The following is a 21,357-nucleotide window of genomic DNA, read 5'->3' on the forward strand; positions in this document are numbered from 1 at the left end:
AGCGCATGACACCAGCCACGAGAAGACAGTCACACAGAATCTGACAGGTTTATCCCGACCTTCATATGGCGCCCACAGGACGAGCACAGTGGGCCCACAGAAAGAATCAGAATGGTCTGGGCAATGACGAGGCGCACGGATGGGACAGCCGGCGACGACCCCGGGGCCGCGGATGACCAGGCCGGCATCCGGCCCCTGATCAACTGGATCGACGAACGCGCACGAAACGGCGCGGACCGCGTTTACCTGCACGCCGCGCGCACCGGGCGCCAGGTCACCTACCGACAGCTGGCCGACTCCGTCCGCCGATGGTGGCACGTGTTCGACCAGCACGGTGCCGGCCCGGGCAGCCGCATCGCCCTGGTGGTGGCGGACCCGATGGACTTCGCCGTCGCCTATCTGGCCATCGTCGCCGGCGACCGGTGTGCCGCTCCGGTGCCGGCCGGGGCCCCGGACCTGACCGAACGGCTGGCCGGCCTCGAGCCCGACCTGATCGTCACGGCATCCGGGGTCACGACACCCAGTCGAGCGGAGTCCGGGGTCACGGCGCCCGGCCGAACGGAATCCGGCTCGGGCCGCCTGGCCTCCGTCGCCGCGCTCCCGGGTACGGGCGGTGTCCTGCTGGCCAGCTCCGGGACCACCGGCACGCCCAAACAGGTGTTCCTGGACGGCGGTCGTCTCCTCCACGTCGCGACCGAGATCGCCCGTCATCACCGGTTGACGCCTGCCGACATCGGCTACAACCCGCTCCCCCTGGTTCATGTGAACGCGGAGGTCGTCGGCCTGCTCGCCACCCTGGTCGCCGGCGGCGAACTGGTGCTCGACGCACGCTTCCACCGGCAGGGCTTCTGGAACCTGATCCAGAACCACGCCGTCACCTGGATCAACGCGGTCCCGGCGATTCTGGCCGTTCTGGCGCGGCAGCCGGCCCCGAGCGCCGCACAGACCCGGACGGTGCGGTTCGTCCGGTCCGCTTCCGCCCCGTTGCCGGTCGCCGTGCTGGGGGCGTTCGAGACCTCCACCGGGCTGCCCGTGATCGAGACCTACGGCATGACCGAGGCGGCGAGCCAGATCGCGGCGAACCCGCTCGACGGCCGGCGACGTCCAGGGTCGGTCGGCCGCGCCGTCGGGACGCAGATCCGGATCGTCGACCGGCAGGGGCGCCACTGCCCGTGCGGGACGACCGGTCAGGTGCAGATCCGCGGCGGCGGGGTGATCTCCGCCTACGCGACCGAGGCCGGCAACGACCGGTTCCGCGCGGGCGGCTGGCTCGACACCGGCGATCTCGGCCGGCTCGACGAGGACGGCTATCTCTACCTGGCCGGCCGTCGCGACGACGTCATCAACCGGGGTGGGGAGAAGATCTTCCCCCGCGAGGTGGAGGAGGTGCTGCTCGCGGACCCCCGGGTCACCTCAGCCGTGGTCTTCGGGCTGCCGCACGCCGTCCTGGGCCGGATACCCGTCGCCCAGGTCGTGCTCGCCGACCGCACCGCCGCGCCCGATCACACCGCCGACAGCGCCTCGGGGCGGGCCACAGGACGGACCGTGGCGCCGACGCGGAACGGCGCCGACGAGGTCGCATCGACCCGCGAGCTGCTGGCCGACCTGTCCAGCCGGTGCGCCACGCGGCTGGAACGGCACAAGCGCCCCGTCCGGATCGAGGTCGTCGACGACCTGCCGGTCGGGCCGACCGGCAAGGTGCTGCGCCACCTGCTCGACCTCCCCGAGCCCGACCGCGGCCACGCGGCCGGTGACGGCCGCGGCGTGGCGTGACACTCGCGCCCAGCCCCGCGGAGCATGCTCCCGGCGGCACCCTGAACAGCACCTTTAGCGGCACTGCAGGCAGCACGGCAGGCAGCACGGCAGGCAGCAGGTCGGACAGTGCTCCGGCCGGCGGCGGCCGTCACGTCCACGAGGCCGATGTCGTCCGCGTGCTGACCTTCATCGCGGTGATCGGCGTGCACGCGACCGGCGGGACCGTCGACAACGGCAGCTATTCGGGCAACGCGGCCCTGATGCTGCTGCACTTCACCCGGGAGGCGTTCTTCGTCCTCACCGGCTTCGTGCTCGTCCACAGCTACGCGTCGCGGCCGCCGCGCGGCGCGGGTCTGCGCCGTTTCTGGTTGCGGCGGCTGCTGCTGGTCGGCGTGCCCTATGCCGTGTGGACGGCGGTGTACGGCGCGTCGGCGGTGGTCAGCCGGGCGGAGACGGACGGCTTCCGCGCCGGCCTCGGCGAGTTCAGCCAGCTACTGATCAGCGGCGACGCGCATTACCACCTCTACTTCCTGCTGGTCTCCCTGCAGGTCTACCTGGTGTTGCCGCTGTTGCTCGCGCTCGTCCGCCACGCCCGCCGCGCGTTGGGCTGGGTGCTGGCCGGCAGTGCCGTGCTGCAGTTCGGCATCCTGCAGGAGATCCAGTACGGCCCGCCGCGGCACGGAATTCTCGGCTGGTTGCGTGAGAACTGCCACGCGCTGCTGCCGACATACCAGTTCTGGGTCGTGCTGGGTGCGGTGGCGGCCATGCGGCTGGACGCCGTGCGGGCCTGGACGGGCCGGCACCGGGGGCTCGTCGCGCTGATCGTGCTGGGCGGCGCCGGGGCGGCCACCGGGTGGTACGCCGCCGTCGTGCGCAGCGGCCGCCCGCCCGCGTTCGCCTCGTCGGTGTTCCAGCCGGTGATGATCGTGTGGGGCACGGCGATCGTGGTCGGTCTTTTCACCGCCGGCCAGCTGTGGGATGCCCGGCGGATCGCCGCATCGCCGCCGGACCGGCTGCTGCGGGTCGGCTCCGAGTTGTCCTTCGGTGTCTACCTCGTTCATCCGATCTTCGTGGACACGCTCGTCGACTCGCTCCGCGACAGGCTTCCCGTGCCCCTGTCCACGCTGATCATCATGGTGGTCGCGCTGGCCGCGTCGACAGCCCTGGTCGCCCTCGCCCGCCGCACCCCGTTGAGCCTGGTGGTGTCCGGCCGTCCGATGCGCCGCCAACCGGCCCAGAACGGCGATCCGGCGGCTCGCGCGACCCCCGCCCGCGTAGCCTCGACAGTCCCGGCACCCAACGTAACGATCGGGTCACGGCCGATCGGTGACGCGAAGGAGGTCCGCGAGGGATGAGCATCCTCGAAGGTTCGGACGGGGCCCTGCCACCGCTCGGGCCACGGCATCCCGCTGACTTCGACGTCTTCTATCAGGGCACCCCACCGTGGGACATCGGCCGCCCCCAGGCCGCCTTCCAGGCGCTCGCGGACGCTGGCCAACTGCGCGGGCGAGTCCTCGACGTCGGATGTGGCACCGGTGAGCACGCCCTGCTCGCCGCCGGCCTCGGGCTCGACGTGGTCGGCGTCGACACCTCCGCGCTCGCGATCGAGCGAGCCAAGGCCAAGGCCGCCGAGCGGGGCCTGCGCGCCCGGTTCCGGGTCGAGGACGCGCTGCGGCTGGCCGAACTGCGGGAGCGGTTCGACACGGTGCTCGACTGCGGGCTGTTCCACGTGCTGACGGACGAGGACCGCAAGGCCTTCGTCCGGGCCCTGCACTCCGTCATCCACCCAGGTGGCCACTACTACATGCTGTGCTTCAGCGACCAGGTTCCCGGTGACATCGGCCCCCGCCGGATCAGCCAGGACGAGATCCGGAGCAGCTTCGCCGACGGCTGGCAGGTCGACGCGGTGGAACCGGCCACCCTCGAGATCACGTTCGACACGATGGGCGTCTCCGCCTGGCTGGCCTCGATCACCCGAAGCTGAAGCACCCGCAGTTGGAGCACCCGCAGTTGGAGCACCCGGAGCCGAGCACGCGGAATCCCACCGCCGAGAGCCCTGCGGATACCGCCGGCATCCCCACCGGGCCGACACCGTTCCCCACCAGCAGCGAAACGCTCCGGAAAGAAAAGGGGAACATCTAGGACGATCGCGGCAGTTCGCCTAAAACCGCACTTCCACCAGGTCACGAAGGCCACCATGCTCCTGGGGAGAATCTTCCCTGAGGAGCAGAACACCTGTGGCAAAACTCAGCGCACGCCGCCTGATCACGGCGGCGAGCCTGCCGGCTATGGTCGCGGCCACCCTGACGGCCCTTCCCAGTCCCGCGAACGCGCTCTCGGCCGACGTCGTCGTCTCCGCCGTCTACGGCGGAGGCGGCAACTCGGGCGCGACCATCAAGAACGACTTCATCGAACTTGCGAACCTCACGGCGAGCCCGATCAGCGTCGAGGGCTGGTCCGTCCAGTACGCCTCGGCGGCGGGTGCCGTCTTCCAGATGACCGCCCTGCACGGCTCGATCCCGGCCGGCGGCCGGTATCTGGTCCAGCAGGCCGCCGGCGCAGCCGGCACGCTCAGCCTGCCGACCCCCGACGCGACGGGCAGCATCCCGATGTCGGCGACCTCCGGCGTCGTCGCCCTGGTCACGAACACCATCCCGCTGGTCGGCTGCGGCATCTCCTGCTCCACCGCGCCGAACGTCAAGGACCTCGTCGGCTACGGCGCCACCGCCAACGTCGAGACCCTCGCCGCGCCCGGGCTGACCAACACCACCGCGGGCGCCCGCAGTGGCTCCCTGGTCGACACCGACAACAACTCGGTCGACTTCACCTCGGGCGTGCCGAAGGCCACCAACACGGCCGGCACCACCGTGACCGCCACCGACGACCCGGACGGCGGACCGACCGGCCCGACCCCCGGCAGCACCCGAATCCACGACATCCAGGGCAGCGGCCGGATCTCCCCGATCGTCGGCCAGAGCGTCACCAACGTGCCCGGCATCGTGACCGCCGTCCGCACCACCGGCAGCTCCCGCGGCTACTGGATGCAGGACCCGACGGCCGACGCCGACCCGCTGACCAGCGAAGGCATCTTCGTCTTCACGGGCAGCACCTCACCCGCCGTCGCCATCGGCGACTCGGTGCTGACCACCGGCCGGGTCACCGAGTACCGCCCCGCCGCCGGCGCGCAGGCGCTCACCGAGCTCGGCGGACCGATCGCCACCAGCAAGCTGAGCAGCGGCAACGCGCTTCCCGCGCCGATCCCCGTCAGCTTCCCCGACACCTTCACCAAGACGGGCTCCCTCGAGGCCCAGCCGCTTGAGCCGAGCTCCTACGTGCTCGACTGGCTGGAGGTCCACGAGGGCATGCGGGTCACCGTCGCCCAGGACACCCGCCTCATCAGCCCGGTGGACACCGAGTTCGGCGAGCTGTGGGTCACCCTGAAGCCGACCCAGAACCAGACCCCGCGCGGCGGTTCGGCGTACGTCTCCTACGACGACCCCAACAGCGGCCGACTGATGCTGCAGGCCCTGGACGGCGCCCCCGCCGCGAACGTCGGCTCCACCCTCGCGGCCGGTTCGGTCGGCGTCGTCGACTACCAGTCGTTCGGCGGGTACGTCATCCAGACCACCACCCTCGGCACCATCACCGACGGCGGCCTCAAGCGGCAGAAGGTCACCCCGCCGAAGAAGACCGGCGACCTGTCGATCGCCACCTACAACGTCGAGAACCTCACCGCCGGTGACTCCGACGCCAAGTTCGCGCGGCTGGCCGAGGCCGTCGTCGTGAACCTCGGCAAGCCCGACATCCTCGCCCTGGAGGAGATCCAGGACAACAACGGCACGGTCAACGACGGCGTCGTCGCCGCCGACCAGACCGTCGCCAAGTTCATCGCGGCGATCGTGGCCGCCGGCGGCCCGACCTACGACTGGCGTTCGATCAACCCGAACGACGGCACGGACGGCGGCGCCCCGGGTGGCAACATCCGCCAGGTGTTCCTGTTCAACCCGGCCCGGACGACCTTCGTCGACCGCGCCGGCGGCGACGCGAACACGGCCGTGAGCGTGCTCAAGGTGCGCCCGACCAGCAACCAGATCTACCTGTCGGCGTCGCCGGGCCGCATCAACCCGACGAGCTCCGCGTGGAGCACCAGCCGCAAGCCGCTGGTCGGCGAGTTCCTGTACGACGGGGACAAGCAGCTGTTCGTCGTCGCCAACCACTTCAACAGCAAGGGCGGCGACTACCCGCTCACCGCCGCGGTGCAGCCGCCGGCCCGCAGCTCCGAGACCCAGCGGACCAGCCAGGCGACCGAGGTCCGCAACTTCGTCGCCGACCTGGCCGCCAAGAGCGGCAACACCGCTCGCGTGGTCGTGCTCGGTGACATCAACGACTACCAGTTCAGCCCGACCCTGGCGACGCTGACCGACAACGGTGCGCTGCTCAAGCCGCTGATCAACGACCTGCCCGTGAACGAGCGGTACAGCTACGTGTTCGACGGCAACTCGCAGACGCTGGACCACATCCTGATCAGCCCGACCATCAAGGGCTACTCCTACGGTGTGGTGCACATCAACGCCGAGTTCTCCGACCAGGCCAGCGACCACGACCCGCAGATCATCCGGATCCTGACCGGATGTGGCTCCGAGCCGCTTCCCGACCGCTGCCGCCCCGGCAGCCCCGTGGTGGACGTCCCGTAACGCTGATGGACGTCGAGTAACACCCACTCGCAGCAGGGCAGTGCGTGCGAAGGCGCCCGTCCCCCTCACCGGGGGCGGGCGCCTTCGCGTCTCACGGGCGAAGGGGCACCGGCGCCTGGCCTACCCGGCCGCGGCGGCGGTCCCGCACCAGCAGCAACGCGGAGACGACCGCGACCAGCGCGACGGCGGCCAGGACCCGGCCCGTGCCGTACTCCGCGTGGCGGGTCGAGCCACCGTCGCCCACTGCGGTGAGGAACACCGTCCCGACGCCGGCCACGCCGACGACCTGCCCGAGCTGCATCAGGGTCAGCAGCAGCCCACTCGCGTCGGCCGCGTCGGAGAGTGCCACCCCCTCGAGCGCCACCGACATGATGATCGACATGACTCCCAGCCCGAACCCGATCAGCGCGGTCAGCAGCTCGTAGCCCACGCCGCCACCGGCGAGCGGGCCGACGAACAGGTAGGCCACGGCGGCGACGGCGAACCCGGCCGGAATCAGGTTCGCGTGCCACCGCGCCGGGACCCGCTGCCAGCTGAGCCCGACCGCCCCGAACGCCACGACGCACGGGACGAACGCCAGACCCGACTTCAGCGCGCTCATCCCGAGGTCGCCCTGCAGGTGCAGCGTGGTCGTGAACAGGAAGCCGGCCCACGTCGCGGGCGCCAGCAGCAGCATGGCCGCGGCGGGGCGAAGCCCGGGAGCGCGCAGCATGCGCACCGACAGCAGCGGACGTCGGTCGCGGGCGGCAAGGCCACGCTCCACCCACACGAAGAGCGCGAACACCACGACGCTCGCGGCCAGGCAGGCCCAGGTCCAGGCCGGCCAGCCCGCCTCGTGCCCCAGGATCAGCGGCATCACGAAGAGCAGGACGGCCGCGCCGAGTACGACGAGGCCGAGCAGGTCGAGGTCGACGTCGCCCTCCGGCTCATCCGGCGGGATGACTCGCGGGCCGGCGACCATCAGCGCCAGGCCGACGGGCACGTTCACCAGGAAGACCGTCCGCCAGCCGGCGCCGAACAGATCCAGGCTGACCAGCAGGCCGCCCGCCACCTGCCCGGCGACGACACCGCCGGCGATCATCGCGGAGAAGAAGCCCAGCGCGCGCAGCCGTGCCTCACCGGTGAAGTTCCGCTGGATCAGGCTCATGGTCTGCGGCGTCATCAGGGCCGCGCTGGCACCCTGCAGGAAGCGGAAGACGATCAGTGACGTCGTGCCCGGTGCGAGACCGCACGCCAACGACGTCAGGGTGAAACTGACCAGGCCCAGGTGGAAGGCCCGGCGATGGCCGAGCACTCCACCGAGCCGGGCACCGGTGATCAGCAGCACCGAGTAGGCCACAGCGTAGCCCGCGACCACCAGCTGCAGCCCGGCTCCGGAGACGTCCAGGTCCGCCCGCAACGTCGGCAGGGCGACGTTCACGATGCTGTTGTCGAGCACGGACATGAACTGGCCGAGGAGAAGGACGGCGAGCAGCGCATGCCCGGACCGGTGAGGCACGGCTGGCCCGCGCCGGTTCTCGGTGGCGGGTATCCGTAGTGCATTGACCATGCGGAACAGCCTGGATGTGTTCGGATACCGGTAACGAGAGCCCCGTGATACTGGTACTGCCAGCACCTGGCACACCTGGCGCGGGCCCGGCACTCTGGAACCGTGACGATGGCCCAGCCCAGTCCCCGGCCGGCGCCGGCTGCTCCGCCGCCTCCAGCGGCCCCGGCAGCAGTGACCCCCGTGGCAGCGGTGACCCCGATCAGGCCGCGGGCCGGGCGGCGGCGTTCCGATCTCGCCCTCTTCCTGCGCAGCCGACGCGAACGCATCACACCCGATGACGTCGGCATGCCGCCGGGGCCCCGCCGTCGCACCCCGGGGCTGCGGCGGGAGGAGGTCGCCCAGCTCGCGGGGGTCGGCGTCACCTGGTACACCTGGCTGGAGCAGGGGCGGCCCATCAACGCGAGCCCCCAGGTACTCGACGCGGTGGCCCGCACGCTGCGCCTCGGCTCGGCCGAGCGCGAGCACCTCTACCGGCTGGCCGACACGCCACAACCGCATCCCGGGCCGGACGAGGAGGCCACCGGCATTCCGCCGGACATCCGCACGATCCTCGACAGCCTCGACCCGTTGCCGGCGGCGCTGGTCAACGCCCGGTCCGACGTCCTCGGCTTCAACTCCACCTTCGCACTGATGGCCCCGTGCCTTGTGAACGCGCCAGTGGACGAGCGCAATTCCGTCTGGTTCACGTTCACCGCCCCGCCCGCGTGCAGGCCCATCGTGCACAGCGCGGAGCTGGCCGCGGAGCATGCGGGAATCTTCCGGTATCGATACAGCCAGCATCTCGGCGAACCCGGATGGCAGGAGTTCGTCCACCGGCTGAGCGCGGCGAGCCCCGATTTCGCTCGGCTCTGGGCCAGTCACGACGTGGTCCCGCCACGGCCGTGCAACAAGATCTTCCGATATCCGGGAATCCCGGACATCGCGACCCGCTCCACGAACCTCGAGCTTTCGTACCAGCCCGGAACGCGAGTGATCGTCTACACCCCCGTCGACGACGAGGGCCGCGCGGGTATCGCCTGGCTCCGCGAGCATCCCGAGGCCACCACCGCGCACCACAGGCACTGACCTCGGCGTCCGTCCAAACCCCTCCGCCTCTCTACTTCTCAGCCCCTCAGCCCGGCCGCTCGGCTTCACGGGACTTGCGGGGAATTGAGAATTTCGGTCGCCAGCGAGCCTGCCGCGCAATGGCGCCAATAAAGATCATTAGCTCGTCGTGCGGGTGGCGTTCACCCTCCAGAAACGCGACTTGCCTCCCGAGCGCGGTGGCCCGGCAGGGCGAGTCCGAAGCGTGAAGGATGTTGGTCGTTCCGACAACCGGAATCCTTCACGTTTGCGGATTGCCCGGCACCCCTGGACCCCTTTTGCCGTTATTGAGGTCAATTGCCTGCGCTGTGCGGCGGGGTGGGATCCCCCGCTGGGTGGCCATGCGGCGGGTGGCCATGCGGCGGGTGGCCGTGCGGCGGGTGGCCGTGCGGCGGGTGGCCATGCGGCGGGTGGCCGTGCGGCGGGCGGTGGGCGGCCATGCGGCGGGCGGGTACGGACCGCCAGGCCGATGTCAGTGGCCCCAAGTCCACCGCTCCTCCAGTGACCCCGAGTCCACCGCACCTCGGGGTTTTGCTACACGCTCCAGCGCGACGAAAGGCCTCAGATCTTCGGGCTCGTCTCATCGGGATCAGGGGTCCAGCCGCGTTGGTGGAGAGCGAGCCGTACCTGCGCGGCCACGTGCTCGGGATCCAGGCGGAGTAACCAGGTCGGGAACCTGAGCACGAGCCGGTCGTCGAGGACGCCCAGGTTCTGCCGGGCGAGATCGTCCCACCACTGGCGGGGTTCCCGATGGGCGGCGCCATCGATCTCCACCCAGACCCGCCACGGCTCGTACCAGACGTCGAGATACCGGCGGCCGTCGAGGTTGACGGTGGCCTGCCGTTGCGCGGCCGGCAGGCCGTAGCGCCGCTCGATACGCCGGTAGACGATCTCGGCGACCGAGTGGGCACCGTCGGCCAGATCGTCGAGCGTGTCACGGATGAGTGCTCGCCGCCGCAGCGTCGACCGCTGTTCCAGGGCCGGACGGAGCTGCTCGACCGTGACGAGCCGCTGCCCGACTGCGCTGGCCAGCACGGCGCGGGCGTCGTCGTCCCTCGCGGCCCAGCTCGCCATGTCGACAACCGAGCGTGGCAGCCGGGTTCGCCGGGGCGCCCTGGTCGGATGGACGTCCTGTTCGCCGAGGTGGGCCGCCCGACGGATGGCGATGCCAGGCCTGGTGACACGTGGTCGGTGGGTCGGGACGAGCACGTGGACAACGGTCGACGCATGGCCACGCAGGCCGTCGGGAGCGGCGGCCGTCGCCCCGGCCAGCGCCGCGCCGGGGCCGGCGACCGCCAGCGCGCACCACTCCCGCTGCCGTTCGGTCACCGGGCCGGAGTGGGTGATGGCCACGCCCGCGAACGGTTGTTGCCATCGGCCGGACGACACCCGCCAGCGCAGTTCGGCCCGGGTCATTCCACCCGCGAGTGCCACCGCGACCGTGATGACACCATCCTGCTCCTCGGCAACCACCTGCCACGGGAGCGGGGACGCTTCTACTGACGTCGGTGACACCACTCCACAATCACCGAGAATTCCCGATCGCGCCCATCATCCCCGAAGCTGTGGAAAACGAATCCGCACGCCGACATTGTGGATAACCCCATCCCCCGACCGCCACCAGACAGAAGATCGAAGGATCTTGGTCGTCAGGCAGCGCGAAAAAATCCCGAGGAGCGGTGGACTTGGGGCCACTGACATCGGCCTGGCGGTCCGTACCCGCCCGCCGCATGGCCGCCCACCGCCCGCCGCACGGCCACCCGCCGCATGGCCACCCAGCGGGGGATCCCACCCCGCCGCACAGCGCAGACAATTGACCTCAATAACGACAAAAGGGGTCCAGGGGTGCCGGGCAATCCGCAAACGTGAAGGATTCCGGTTGTCGGAACGACCAACATCCTTCACGCTTCGGACTCGCCCTGCCGGGCCACCGCGCTCGGGAGGCAAGTCGCGTTTCTGGAGGGTGAACGCCACCCGCACGACGAGCTAATGATCTTTATTGGCGCCATTGTGCGACAGAACCGCGCTGTGTGCGATTTCAGGCAGCCGCCAGCAGCGCCCGCCGCCGCAGGGTCTCACCGGTGGCCGAGTCGAACAGGTGCAGGCGGTCGACGGCGGCGTAGAGCCGAAGCTTGCCGCCGCTGGTGACGGGCGTCCGCGGGTCCAGCGCGGCGGTGAAACGGCAGGTCTCCGGGCTGGTCGGCGGGCCCGACGGCACCGCCCCGTGGGCGAGGGTCTCGGTGCCGAGGCGTTCGATCAGGTCGACCTCGACGTCGAAGATCAACGCCGGGTCGGCCGGGGGCTCGGTCTGGACGTCGTGCGGCCGCACGCCGATGGTCACCTCGGTACCCGTCGGCGCGGCCAGGCCCGCACGGATGGCGGCCGGAACCTCCACGGTCTGGTCGCCGACCCGCAGCTCGAGCGAGCCGGTGCCGGGCGACTCCGACAGCAGCCCCGGGACGAGGTTCGTCGGCGGGCTGCCGATGAACGTGGCGACGAAGACGTTCGCCGGGTGGCTGAACAGCTCGTCCGGTGTGCCGAGCTGCTGCAGGCGCCCGTCGTGCAGCACCGCGATGCGGTCCGCCATCGTCATCGCCTCGGTCTGGTCGTGGGTGACGTAGAGCGTCGTCGTGCCCAGTGAGCGCTGCAGGCGGGCGATCTCGCCGCGGACGCGTACCCGCAGCTTGGCGTCGAGGTTCGACAGCGGTTCGTCCATCAGGAAGGCGCGGGGCTGGCGGACGATCGCGCGCCCCATCGCGACGCGCTGGCGCTGGCCGCCGGACAGTGCCTTCGGACGCCGGTCGAGCAGGTCGGTGAGCCCGAGGATCTCGGCCGCGGCGGTGACCCGCCGGTCGCGTTCGGCGCGGTCGACCTTGGCCAGCCGCAGGGCGAACTCCATGTTCCGCCGCACGGTCATGTTCGGGTAGAGGGCGTAGTTCTGGAAGACCATCGCGAGATCACGGTCCGCCGGCGGGACGTCGGTGACGTCCCTACCGCCGACGAGGACCTGACCGGCGGTCGGCGCGAGCAGACCGGCGACGATCCGCAACGCGGTCGTCTTCCCGCTGCCGGACGGACCGATGAGGACCAGGAACTCCCCGTCCTCGACCACGAGGTTGAGCGATTCCAGGGTCGGCCGGTCGTCGTAGGTCAGGGTGACGTCACGCAACTCGATCGTGGACATGGGGCTCCCTCTTCCCTTGGACGCTGACGCTCAGCGCTGCCCGCACAGGACACAAACCCACGCGCTGGACACAGCCCGCGCAGGGCACGGCCGACGCAGGACGCAGCGCGGCCACGGCGCGCGACCGGCCGTGGTGGACGTTCGGAGAGGGAGGTTCCGACGCCCTTGTCGACGCACCGAGGCCCCAGATTCGCACGAGCGGTCTGGCCCGTCCAGAGCTTCGGCGACACTCGACACCAACTCCTTCAAGTAGTCATGCGGACACAGAAAGTTTTATGTACATCCACCAGTGACCAATACTTGACAGCGACGTAACCGGGGCCCACAGTTTCGAAGCCATGAGAGCGCTCACACGCGATCAGTGCGGTGAGTGTGAAGCCAGAGGGAGGGCTTCATGAGGGCACGGCAGGGCCGCCTTATGGCCATGGCCGGGACGGCCGTCCTGGCCATGGTCTTATCCACCACCAGCGCCTGCGGAGGCGACGACGGAGGGAAGACCAAGCTCACCATCAACACGTTCGGCGTCTTCGGGTACACGGACCTGTACAGGGAGTTCGAGGCCAGCCACCCCGACGTCGAGATCGTCGAGACCGTCAGCGAGTACAACGACCATCACAACAACCTGGTGAACCACCTGGCGGCCGGCTCCGGCGCCGCCGACGTCGAGGCGGTCGACGAGGGGTTCATCGCGCAGCTGAAGGCGACGCCGGAGCAGTTCGTCAACCTGAACGACCTGGGCGCGAGTGATCGGGAGTCCGACTACCCCGCGTTCAAGTGGTCGGCGTCGCTGTCCGCTGACGGCAGGACCCAGATCGGTCTCGGCACCGACGTCGGTGGGCTCGCGATGTGCTATCGCACCGACCTGCTCGAGGCCGCCGGCCTGCCCAGCGACCCGGCGGCGGTCAGCGCGCTCTGGCCGACCTGGGACGCCTACTTCAAGACCGGCCGTGACTTCGCGGCGAAGAACACCGGGGTGAAGTTCTTCGACGCCGGCACCAACATCTACAACGCGCAGATCTTCCAGCTCGACGAAAGCTACTACGCCACCGGGACGTCCGATGTGATCGTCGGGTCGAACCCCAAGGTCAAGACCGCTTTCGACGCGACCGCGAAGGCCATCTCGGACGGTCTGTCCGCTGGCCTGGTCGCCTTCGAGGACGAGTGGGTCACGGCGATGAAGGAAGGCACCTTCGCGACGATCACCTGCCCGGCCTGGATGCAGGGCTACATCAAGGAGAACGCGCCGGAGACGGCCGGGAAGTGGAACATCGCCGAGATTCCCGGGGGCAGCGGCAACTGGGGCGGCTCCTGGCTGACCATTCCGGCGCAGAGCGACCACAAGGACCTGGCCTACGAGCTGGTCTCCTTCCTGACCGCACCCGAGCAGCAGACCCGGATCTTCAAGGAGACGGGCAACTTCCCGTCCAGCGTCACCTCGATCAAGGACTCGGCGGTGCAGTCCTTCACCAACCCGTTCTTCGATGACGCCCCCACCGGGAAGATCTTCGGCGAGTCCGCGATCAGCCTGGAGCCGCAGTACCAGGGCTCGAAGCACGGGGCCATCCGCCAGGCGATGGAACACGGAATCCAGCGCATCGAGCAGGAGAACCAGGCCGCCGACAAGGCCTTCTCCGAATCGGTCGACGAGGCGGAACGCGCCGCCCGCTGAGACCTGAAACCCGCCGACCGTCAGCCCGACCAGCACCACCTCTAACAGCACCGTTCCGAACGGCACCGTCCCAGTCGGTGTCGTTCGGGACGGCGAACAGCCCGTGGGTCCTGTCAGCGGAAAGGAGGGAGCTCCCTATGACGATCGCGACCCCCGCGCACCCGGCGGAGACCGCGGCGGAAACCGCGGCAGCCGCGCGGGAGACGCCCCGGCGGCGGCGGAAGCCGCACACCACGTTCCGGCGCATCGGGCGCGCGACGGTCCCCTACTGGCTCATCGCCCCGTTCTTCGTCATCTTCACAGCCTTCGGGCTGTTCCCGATGCTCTACACCGCGTGGATCTCGCTCACGGACCGGGACATGCTCCGCCCCGGTGCCGCGAAGTTCATCGGCCTGGGGAACTACACCGACCTGTTCTCGGACGAGTTCTTCTGGAACGCGGTCGGCAACACCTTCCTGCTGATGGCGATGTCGTCGGTTCCCCAGCTGGCGTTCGCGCTGATCCTCGCGCACATCCTGAACACCCGGCTGCGGGCACGCACGCTGTTCCGGATGGGCGTCCTGCTGCCGAACATCACCTCGATCGTCGCGGTGACCATCGTGTTCAGCCAGATCTTCGGCCGCCAGTTCGGCCTCATCAGCTGGCTGCTGGACACGGTCGGCCTGGACCCGATCAACTGGCAGGCCGGCGAGTGGACGTCCAAGATCGCCATCGCGTCGATGGTCATCTGGCGGTGGACCGGCTACAACGCGCTGATCTACCTCGGCGCGATGCAGGCGATCCCCAAGGAGCATTTCGAAGCCGCCGCCATGGACGGAGCCAGCACCTGGCGCCAGCTGTGGCACATCACCCTGCCGGCGCTGCGCCCGACCATCGCGTTCACGGCACTCATCTCCGTGATCGGGCAGATACAGCTGTTCACCGAGCCGCTGTTGTTCGACAACTCGCCGGGCAGTGTCTCCGGCGGCAACAGCCACCAGTTCCAGACCCTGGCGCTGCTGCTCTACGAGGAGAGCTTCCGGCTGCACAACTTCGGTTACGGCTCCGCCATCGCCTGGGTGATGTTCCTGGTGACCATGGCGCTGGCCGCGGGCGCCTACTTCGTGACCCGTGGCACGTCCCGACTGACAGGGGGGTCCCGGTGACCGGCCCCACCCGCGTTTCAACCCGCCGTTCCACCCGCGGTTCCGGCGAGGGTTCCGGCCCGCTGCGCTATCCGCTCCTGTTCGCGGTCGTCATCATCTCCGCGTTCCCGGTGTACTGGACCTTCATGATCCCGTCCCGGACCAACGACGTGGTCGGCCAGCTGCCACCGCCGTTCCTACCCGGCGGGCACTTCTTCGAAAACGCCGCCCGGGTCTTCGACACGGTCAACTTCGGCAAGGCTCTGATGAACTCGGTCATCGTCGCCGGGTCCATCACCCTGAGCACTCTTCTGTTCTGTTCGCTGGCCGGTTTCGCGTTCGCCAAGCTGAACTTCCGCGGTCGCAACGCTCTGCTGCTCGTGGTGGTCTCCACCATGATGGTGCCGGTCCAGCTCGGCATCATCCCGCTCTATATCGAGATGCAGGAACTGGGCTGGGGGAACCGGCTGATCTCCGTCGTCCTGCCCACCGCGGTGACCGCTTTCGGGGTCGTCTTCATGCGGCAGAGCGTCATCCAGGCGGTGCCGGACGAACTGCTGGAAGCCGGCCGCATGGACGGCTGCGGGACGCTGCGGCTCTACTGGCATGTGGCGCTGCCGGCGCTGCGCCCGGCAATGGCCGTTCTCGGCCTGCTCACGTTCATGCAGGCGTGGAACGACTTCATGTGGCCGCTGATCGTGCTCAACGCCGAGAACCCGACCGTGCAGGTCGCGCTGAGCACGCTGGCGTCCGGTCACTACCGGGACAACACCCTGGTGCTGGCCGGCACCGCCCTCGGCACGATTCCCGTACTGGTCATATTCGCCCTGTTCGGCCGCCAGATCATCGGCGGAATCATGGAAGGCGCGGTCAAGGGTTGACGTCCTCCCCCGCCTGAAGGCGGGGGATTCCAACTCCTAGAAGGGATTCGCTCATGCGTTCCAGCGTGGGGCGCCGTTTCCTCTCCGGCCTGAAGGTCGGAGTATCCACGGCGCAAATCCGATGACCCACACCCCTGTTCGGACGGCAGACCCGGCGACGGCGGACCAACTGGCGACCGCAGACCAGCTGGCGACGCGGATCGCCGCCGGCCTGCCGGCGGGCTTCGTCTGGGGCGCCGCCACGGCCTCGTACCAGATCGAGGGCGCCTACGACGAGGACGGGCGGGGGCCGTCGATCTGGGACGTCTTCGCCCGCACCCCGGGCAAGGTCCGGGGCGGCGAGAACGGGGATGTCGCCACCGACCACTTCCACCGGTATCCCGAGGATGTCGCGCTGATGGCCCGGCTGGGGCTGAGCGCCTACCGGTTCTCCGTCGCGTGGCCGCGGGTCGTCCCGACCGGTTCGGGCCCGGTCAACCCGCGTGGGCTGGCCTTCTACGACCGGCTCGTCGACGAGCTGCTCGCCGCGGGCATCGACCCGTGGGTGACGCTCTACCACTGGGATCTGCCGCAGCCGTTGCAGGACGCCGGCGGCTGGCCGAACCGGGACACGGCCCTGCGCTTCGTCGACTACGCCGAGCATGTCGTCGGCGCGCTCGGGGACCGGGTCCGGCACTGGTCGACGCTCAACGAGCCGTGGTGCTCGGCGTTCGAGGGCCATCTGACCGGCCGGCACGCGCCCGGCGTCCAGGACGCCACCGCCGCCGTCCGCTCGGTGCACCATCTGCTGCTCGCCCACGGGCTGGGTGCGGCCGTGGTGCGCGAGCGCGGCGCCGGTGACGTCGGCGTGACCCTCAACCTGATCCCGGCCGAGCCGCCGCCCGGCCTCGAGGACATCGCCGGCGCGGACGACCCCGTCCGGCTGGTGGACGGGCAGCAGATCCGCCTCTGGCTCGACCCGATCCTGCACGGCACCTACCCCACCGACGTGATCGAGGACTTCGCCCGCGCCGGCGCGGAGCTGCCCATCCAGGACGGCGACCTGGACCGCATCTCCACCCCGGTGGACTGGATCGGCGTCAACTACTACGCGCCGCACATCGTGACGCCAGGGCCGGATCCGTCGCCGAAGCCGACACCGTTCGCCGGTGCCGACAACGTGACCAGGGTCGTCACCACGGACGACGTGACCGAGCTGGGCTGGCCGGTCCGTCCGGGCAGCTTCCTGGCGCTGCTGCACCGGCTCGGCGGCGACTATCCCGGGGTTCCCTTCTACATCCACGAGAACGGCGCCGCATACGCCGACACCGTGGCGGCGGACGGCACCGTGCACGACCCGGAACGCCTGCGGTATCTCGCGCGTCATCTCGATGTGGTCCGGCAGGCGACCCAGGACGGTGTTGATGTTCGGGGATACTTCGTCTGGTCACTGCTCGACAACTACGAATGGGCGGAGGGGTACCGGATGCGGTTCGGCGTCGTGCACGTCGACTTCGAAACGCTGACCCGTACGCCGAAGTCCAGCGGGCTGTGGTACTCGCGGCTCATCCGGGAGCACCGCGGGACGAACAGGTCGACCGACGGAAAAACGAACGGGAATCCGTGACCGCTGAACACACCGCCCCGGACGCGCCCGCCGCCGCCGTGCAGCAGCAGCGGCGGGCGCCGACCCTGGAGGCAGTCGCCGAACTCGCCGGGGTGTCCCGGGCGACGGTGTCCCGAGTGGTCAACGATTCGGAGCGGGTCTCCCCCGAGGCCCGCGACGCCGTCAACGCCGCCATCGCCGAGCTCGGCTACGTGCCCAACCGGGCCGCCCGCAGCCTCGTCACCCGTCGGACGGACACCATCGCGCTGATCATGCACGAGCGGTCGGACACCGTCTTCGCCGACCCGTTCTTCGCCAGCATGCTGCGGGGCGTGAACCACGCGCTGACCAGCACCGATCTCCAGCTGGTGCTGATTCAGATCCAGGGCGACCCGCAGCGTGACCGGGCCCTGCGCTACGTCGGCAACGGTCATGTCGACGGGGTGCTGCTGATCTCGCTGCACGGCGACGACGAGCTGGCCACCTCGGTCTCGAAGGCCGGGGTCCCGCTGGTGATGGCCGGCCGGCTGCTGACCGACGACCGGGTCGACTCGGTCGACGCCGACAACGTCGGTGGCGCACGGCGGGCGGTGCGCCACCTGGTCACGACCGGGCGGCGCGAGATCGCGACCATCGCCGGCCCGCAGGACATGAGCGTCGGTGTCGACCGCCTGCGCGGCTACACCGAGGAGGTGCAGGCGGCTGGCCTGCCCGGGTCGGCCGACTGGATCGCGACCGGCGACTTCACCGAGGCTGGTGGCCGGGCCGCCATGGAACGGCTGCTCGCCGCGCATCCGACGCTGGACGCCGTGTTCGCGGCCTCCGACCTGATGGCGCTGGGCGCGTTGCAGGCCCTGCGGGCCGCCGGGCGACGGATTCCCACCGACGTCGCCGTGGTCGGCTTCGACGACACCGCCCTCGCCCCGTACGCCGACCCGCCGCTGACGACGATCCGCCAGCCAGTGGAGCGGCTCGGTGAGGAGATGGTGCACCTGCTGCTGCGGCGCATCAACGACGGCGCCGGGGCTGGTTCCGGGGCCGGCGCGGACCCGTCCGCGGTCGTGCTCCCGACCGAGCTGGTCATCCGCTCCTCAGCCTGACCCTCCGGCCACCCGGCACACTTCGCCATGAAAAGGAACGAAACGCGCGTCCGCGCGTGCGCACTGGCACCAGGAATGGGCACGCTGACCGACCTTCGGCTGTTCCAGGGCTTCGCCGGCGTCCGTGATCACCCACCGCACGGCGGCCCACCTGGGATCCGGCACCGTCGCACAGCTCAGCAATTCACGCCAATAGCCGCAAACGGGACACCTGGCCACTTGACAATCCGCAAGGAATGAGGGTTTCGGTTGTTGTAGCAGCCGATATCCTCACTTCTTGCTAGGAAGCAGCAACACCAGCGGAAGCCCGACGCTCGGGACTCCGCGACGGGCTTCCGCCGTGGCACGAAGCGGACGGAGGCGACACCGACCTGACGAGGCCGATCTGACAACGCGGCGCCCGGGGGCATAGTCAGGGCAAGCTGAGTGTGAGGAGGCAGTGATGGCCGTCAGGGTCACTTCGGAGGAGGCCGTCATTCTGCGGGCGGTGGCGGCGCGTCAGGTTGAGTACCGCTGGCGGCGCGGGCCCTACTCGGATCGCTACACCCTCGGTGCGGAGAATGTCACCGTGGCCGCTCGGCCACTGGCTCGCCGCGGGCTGATCTGGCACCCGCCCGGGAGCAGCCGTCCTGAACTCTCCCCCGCGGCCGCGGCCTGGCTGGCCGCCCATCCGGAACCAGCGCCCTGACAACGTTCCGGAGCAGTCCCCCATACCCGCTGTGACCATCCGTCGAGGCTGACGTGCCCGCGGAGAGTGCGCGGCCGGACCCCTGATCGAGCCAGGCCCGGCGGGCGCGCCGCCGGGATCCGGCTGACACTGGCGGTCCGGGCCGCTCGGCGGGCAGCCGTGATCGGCCCGGGCCAGACCGCACGGTCTGAGCCAGGCCGGGTCGATTCGGCGGCGTCGTCGGGCGGGAGGACGGGTGTCCATTCACGAGAGCCGTCCGACCAGCCCGGGTGGCCGGACCAGCGCACCCGGCACGCCAGCCGGCGGCACCACGCCGACCAACACCGCATCCGGCAGCACGGAACCGTCCGCGCTGCGCCCGCACATGGGTCTGAGCGCGCTGACCTTCGTCTCGCTCGGATCGATCATCGGCTCCGGCTGGCTGCTCGGCGCGCTCACCGCCGCCCAGGCCGCCGGCCCCGCGGCGATCGTCGCGTGGATGATGGCCGGCGTCCTGGTGATGATCCTGGCGCTGGTGCACGCGGAGCTGGGGGCGACCTACCCGGTGGCCGGCGGCAGCGCCCGCTACACCCATCTCGCCCTCGGACCGCTCGCCGGGTTCACCGCCGGCTGGCTGGCCTGGATCCAGGCGGTGGCGCTCGCTCCGATCGAGGTCGAGGCCGCCCTGTCGTACCTGAACAACGAGTTTCCCGGCCTGATCAGGCAGGACGGCACCCTGACCGGAACCGGGCTCGCGATCGGCGCCGCATCCATGCTGGTGTTCACCACGATCAACGTCCTGGGGGTGCGACGCCTCGCCGCGACGAACGCGGTCACCGTGGTCTGGAAGTTCCTGGTTCCCCTGCTCACCGTGGTGACCCTGTGCGTGGTCTCGTTCCAGCCGGGAAACTTCCACGCCGGCGGGGGCTTCGCGCCGTTCGGGGCGCATGGGATCTTCGCGGCGCTGCCCGCCGGTGTCGTGTTCGCGTTGCAGGGCTTCGAGCAGGCGGTGCAGATGGGCGGCGAGGCCCGCAACCCCTCCCGGGACATCCCGCGGGCCATCATCATCGCGACCCTGCTCGGCACCGGCCTGTACCTGGCGCTGCAGATCGCGTTCCTCGGGGCGCTCGACCCGGCGCAGCTCCTCCATGGCTGGTCCCATCCGGTCGGGTCCGGAGACTACGGGCCGTACGCGACCCTCGCGCAGGGGCTCACCCTGACCTGGCTGGCCGCGCTCCTCTACATCGACGCGGTGGTCTCGCCGGGCGGCACGGCGCTCATCTACGTCGGCACGTCGTCCCGGCTGGCCTATTCGCTCGGCGAGACCGGCTCCCTGCCCAGTGCCCTGCGCCGGCTGAACCGCCACGGGACGCCTGTCGTCGCCATCGCGATCGCCTGTGTCGTGGGCCTGTTGATGTTCCTGCCGTTCCCGAGCTGGCAGCAGCTGGTCAGGCTGATCAGTTCGGCCACGTTCGTCATGTACGGATTCGTGCCCATCGCGCTGATCGTGCTGCGCCGGACCGACCCGGACCGGCCGCGGCCGTACCGGCTGCCGGCCGCGAACGTGCTGGCCCGTGCGGCGTTCGTCGCCTCCAACATGATCGTCTACTGGTCGGGGTGGGAGAACGACCGGAAGCTCGCGGCGGCGATCGTCGTCGGTTTCGTGGTCTTCGCCCTGTACCGCGCGACCCAGCCCGCCGACCGGTGGCCCGCGCTGGAGTGGCGGGCCGCGCTGTGGATCGCGCCCTGGCTCGGCGGAGTGGTCCTGATCTCCTGGCTCGGTCAGTTCGGCGGCCGGGGCGTGATCCCGTTCTGGGTCGACCTGGTCGTGCTCTCGGTCTTCTGCCTGGGCGTCTTCGAGCTGGCCGTACGAGGTGCGCCGCCGGCCGCCCGCACCCGCCACCTCATCGACGCGGCCTGCCCGCCGCGGCGCGCCAGCGCCGATCCCGCGCCGGACGGAACCGTGCCCGGCGCGCGCATCCCTGACTGCCCCGCCTGACCTGCTGGGCCGACCGGTGCGGCGACCAGGGCGACCAGGGCGACCAGACCGTTTCACGTTGTCCACA

The 21,357-nt window shown here is 70.2% G+C and carries 15 protein-coding genes; 12 read left to right on the top strand and 3 right to left on the bottom strand.

Annotated features, from left to right (window positions below):
• Window positions 1-123 precede the first annotated feature (123 nt).
• The 4 genes from AWX74_RS26840 (at window position 124) to AWX74_RS26855 (ending at window position 6,449) form a co-directional block, all read left to right on the top strand.
• Window positions 124-1,773 (top strand): AMP-binding protein, encoded by a 1,650-nt coding sequence (locus AWX74_RS26840; protein WP_165615795.1) that lies wholly within the window; start codon window positions 124-126, stop codon window positions 1,771-1,773.
• Window positions 1,770-3,110: an acyltransferase gene (locus tag AWX74_RS26845; protein ID WP_091282711.1), complete on the top strand. Its 1,341-nt coding sequence runs from the start codon at window positions 1,770-1,772 to the stop codon at window positions 3,108-3,110. The genes AWX74_RS26840 and AWX74_RS26845 overlap by 4 nt, the downstream gene beginning before the upstream one ends.
• The gene (locus tag AWX74_RS26850; RefSeq protein ID WP_091282713.1) at window positions 3,107-3,739 is read left to right on the top strand and encodes a class I SAM-dependent methyltransferase; all 633 of its coding nucleotides are present in this window, start codon (window positions 3,107-3,109) and stop codon (window positions 3,737-3,739) included. The genes AWX74_RS26845 and AWX74_RS26850 overlap by 4 nt, the downstream gene beginning before the upstream one ends.
• A gap of 253 nt (window positions 3,740-3,992) precedes the next feature.
• Entirely contained in the window at window positions 3,993-6,449 is a 2,457-nt protein-coding gene (locus AWX74_RS26855; RefSeq protein ID WP_242666433.1) for an endonuclease/exonuclease/phosphatase family protein, read from the top strand.
• A 91-nt stretch (window positions 6,450-6,540) separates the two neighbouring features.
• Here the strand turns inward: AWX74_RS26855 and AWX74_RS26860 are convergent, their stop codons facing one another.
• Entirely contained in the window at window positions 6,541-7,998 is a 1,458-nt protein-coding gene (locus tag AWX74_RS26860; protein ID WP_091282716.1) for an MFS transporter, read from the bottom strand.
• A 108-nt stretch (window positions 7,999-8,106) separates the two neighbouring features.
• On the opposite strand from AWX74_RS26860, the gene AWX74_RS26865 reads away from it, so the two are divergent.
• Entirely contained in the window at window positions 8,107-9,063 is a 957-nt protein-coding gene (locus tag AWX74_RS26865) for a helix-turn-helix transcriptional regulator (RefSeq protein ID WP_091282718.1), read from the top strand.
• Window positions 9,064-9,642: 579 nt separating this feature from the next.
• Here AWX74_RS26865 and AWX74_RS26875 read toward each other — a convergent pair.
• The gene (locus tag AWX74_RS26875) at window positions 9,643-10,554 is read right to left on the bottom strand and encodes a hypothetical protein (RefSeq protein WP_242666435.1); all 912 of its coding nucleotides are present in this window, start codon (window positions 10,552-10,554) and stop codon (window positions 9,643-9,645) included.
• 565 nt (window positions 10,555-11,119) lie between these two features.
• Window positions 11,120-12,265 (bottom strand): ABC transporter ATP-binding protein, encoded by a 1,146-nt coding sequence (locus tag AWX74_RS26880; protein WP_091282726.1) that lies wholly within the window; start codon window positions 12,263-12,265, stop codon window positions 11,120-11,122.
• Window positions 12,266-12,659: 394 nt separating this feature from the next.
• On the opposite strand from AWX74_RS26880, the gene AWX74_RS26885 reads away from it, so the two are divergent.
• The 7 genes from AWX74_RS26885 to AWX74_RS26915 all read left to right on the top strand — a co-directional run bounded on the left by AWX74_RS26885 (window position 12,660) and on the right by AWX74_RS26915 (window position 21,290).
• On the top strand, window positions 12,660-13,934 hold the full coding sequence (locus AWX74_RS26885) for an ABC transporter substrate-binding protein (RefSeq protein ID WP_193209726.1): 1,275 nt from the start codon (window positions 12,660-12,662) through the stop codon (window positions 13,932-13,934).
• Window positions 13,935-14,071: 137 nt separating this feature from the next.
• A complete protein-coding gene (locus AWX74_RS26890) occupies window positions 14,072-15,079 on the top strand; it encodes a carbohydrate ABC transporter permease (protein WP_091282729.1) in 1,008 nt (335 codons plus the stop codon).
• Window positions 15,076-15,939, top strand: coding sequence for a carbohydrate ABC transporter permease (locus AWX74_RS26895; RefSeq protein WP_091282732.1), 864 nt, complete (start codon window positions 15,076-15,078; stop codon window positions 15,937-15,939). Before AWX74_RS26890 ends, AWX74_RS26895 begins: the two co-directional genes overlap by 4 nt.
• 121 nt (window positions 15,940-16,060) lie before the next feature.
• Window positions 16,061-17,545, top strand: coding sequence for a GH1 family beta-glucosidase (locus AWX74_RS26900; RefSeq protein ID WP_091282735.1), 1,485 nt, complete (start codon window positions 16,061-16,063; stop codon window positions 17,543-17,545).
• Window positions 17,542-18,624, top strand: a complete 1,083-nt coding sequence (locus AWX74_RS26905; protein ID WP_091282737.1) for a LacI family DNA-binding transcriptional regulator — start codon at window positions 17,542-17,544, stop codon at window positions 18,622-18,624. Before AWX74_RS26900 ends, AWX74_RS26905 begins: the two co-directional genes overlap by 4 nt.
• A gap of 442 nt (window positions 18,625-19,066) precedes the next feature.
• Window positions 19,067-19,312 carry a hypothetical protein gene (locus tag AWX74_RS26910; protein WP_091282739.1) on the top strand — a complete coding sequence of 82 codons (246 nt, stop codon included), beginning with the start codon at window positions 19,067-19,069 and terminating at the stop codon, window positions 19,310-19,312.
• Between the two features lie 235 nt (window positions 19,313-19,547).
• Entirely contained in the window at window positions 19,548-21,290 is a 1,743-nt protein-coding gene (locus AWX74_RS26915; protein WP_091282741.1) for an APC family permease, read from the top strand.
• The last annotated feature ends 67 nt before the right edge of the window (window positions 21,291-21,357 follow it).

It is taken from the genome of Parafrankia irregularis (genome assembly GCF_001536285.1).
Lineage (GTDB): Bacteria > Actinomycetota > Actinomycetes > Frankiales > Frankiaceae > Parafrankia > Parafrankia irregularis.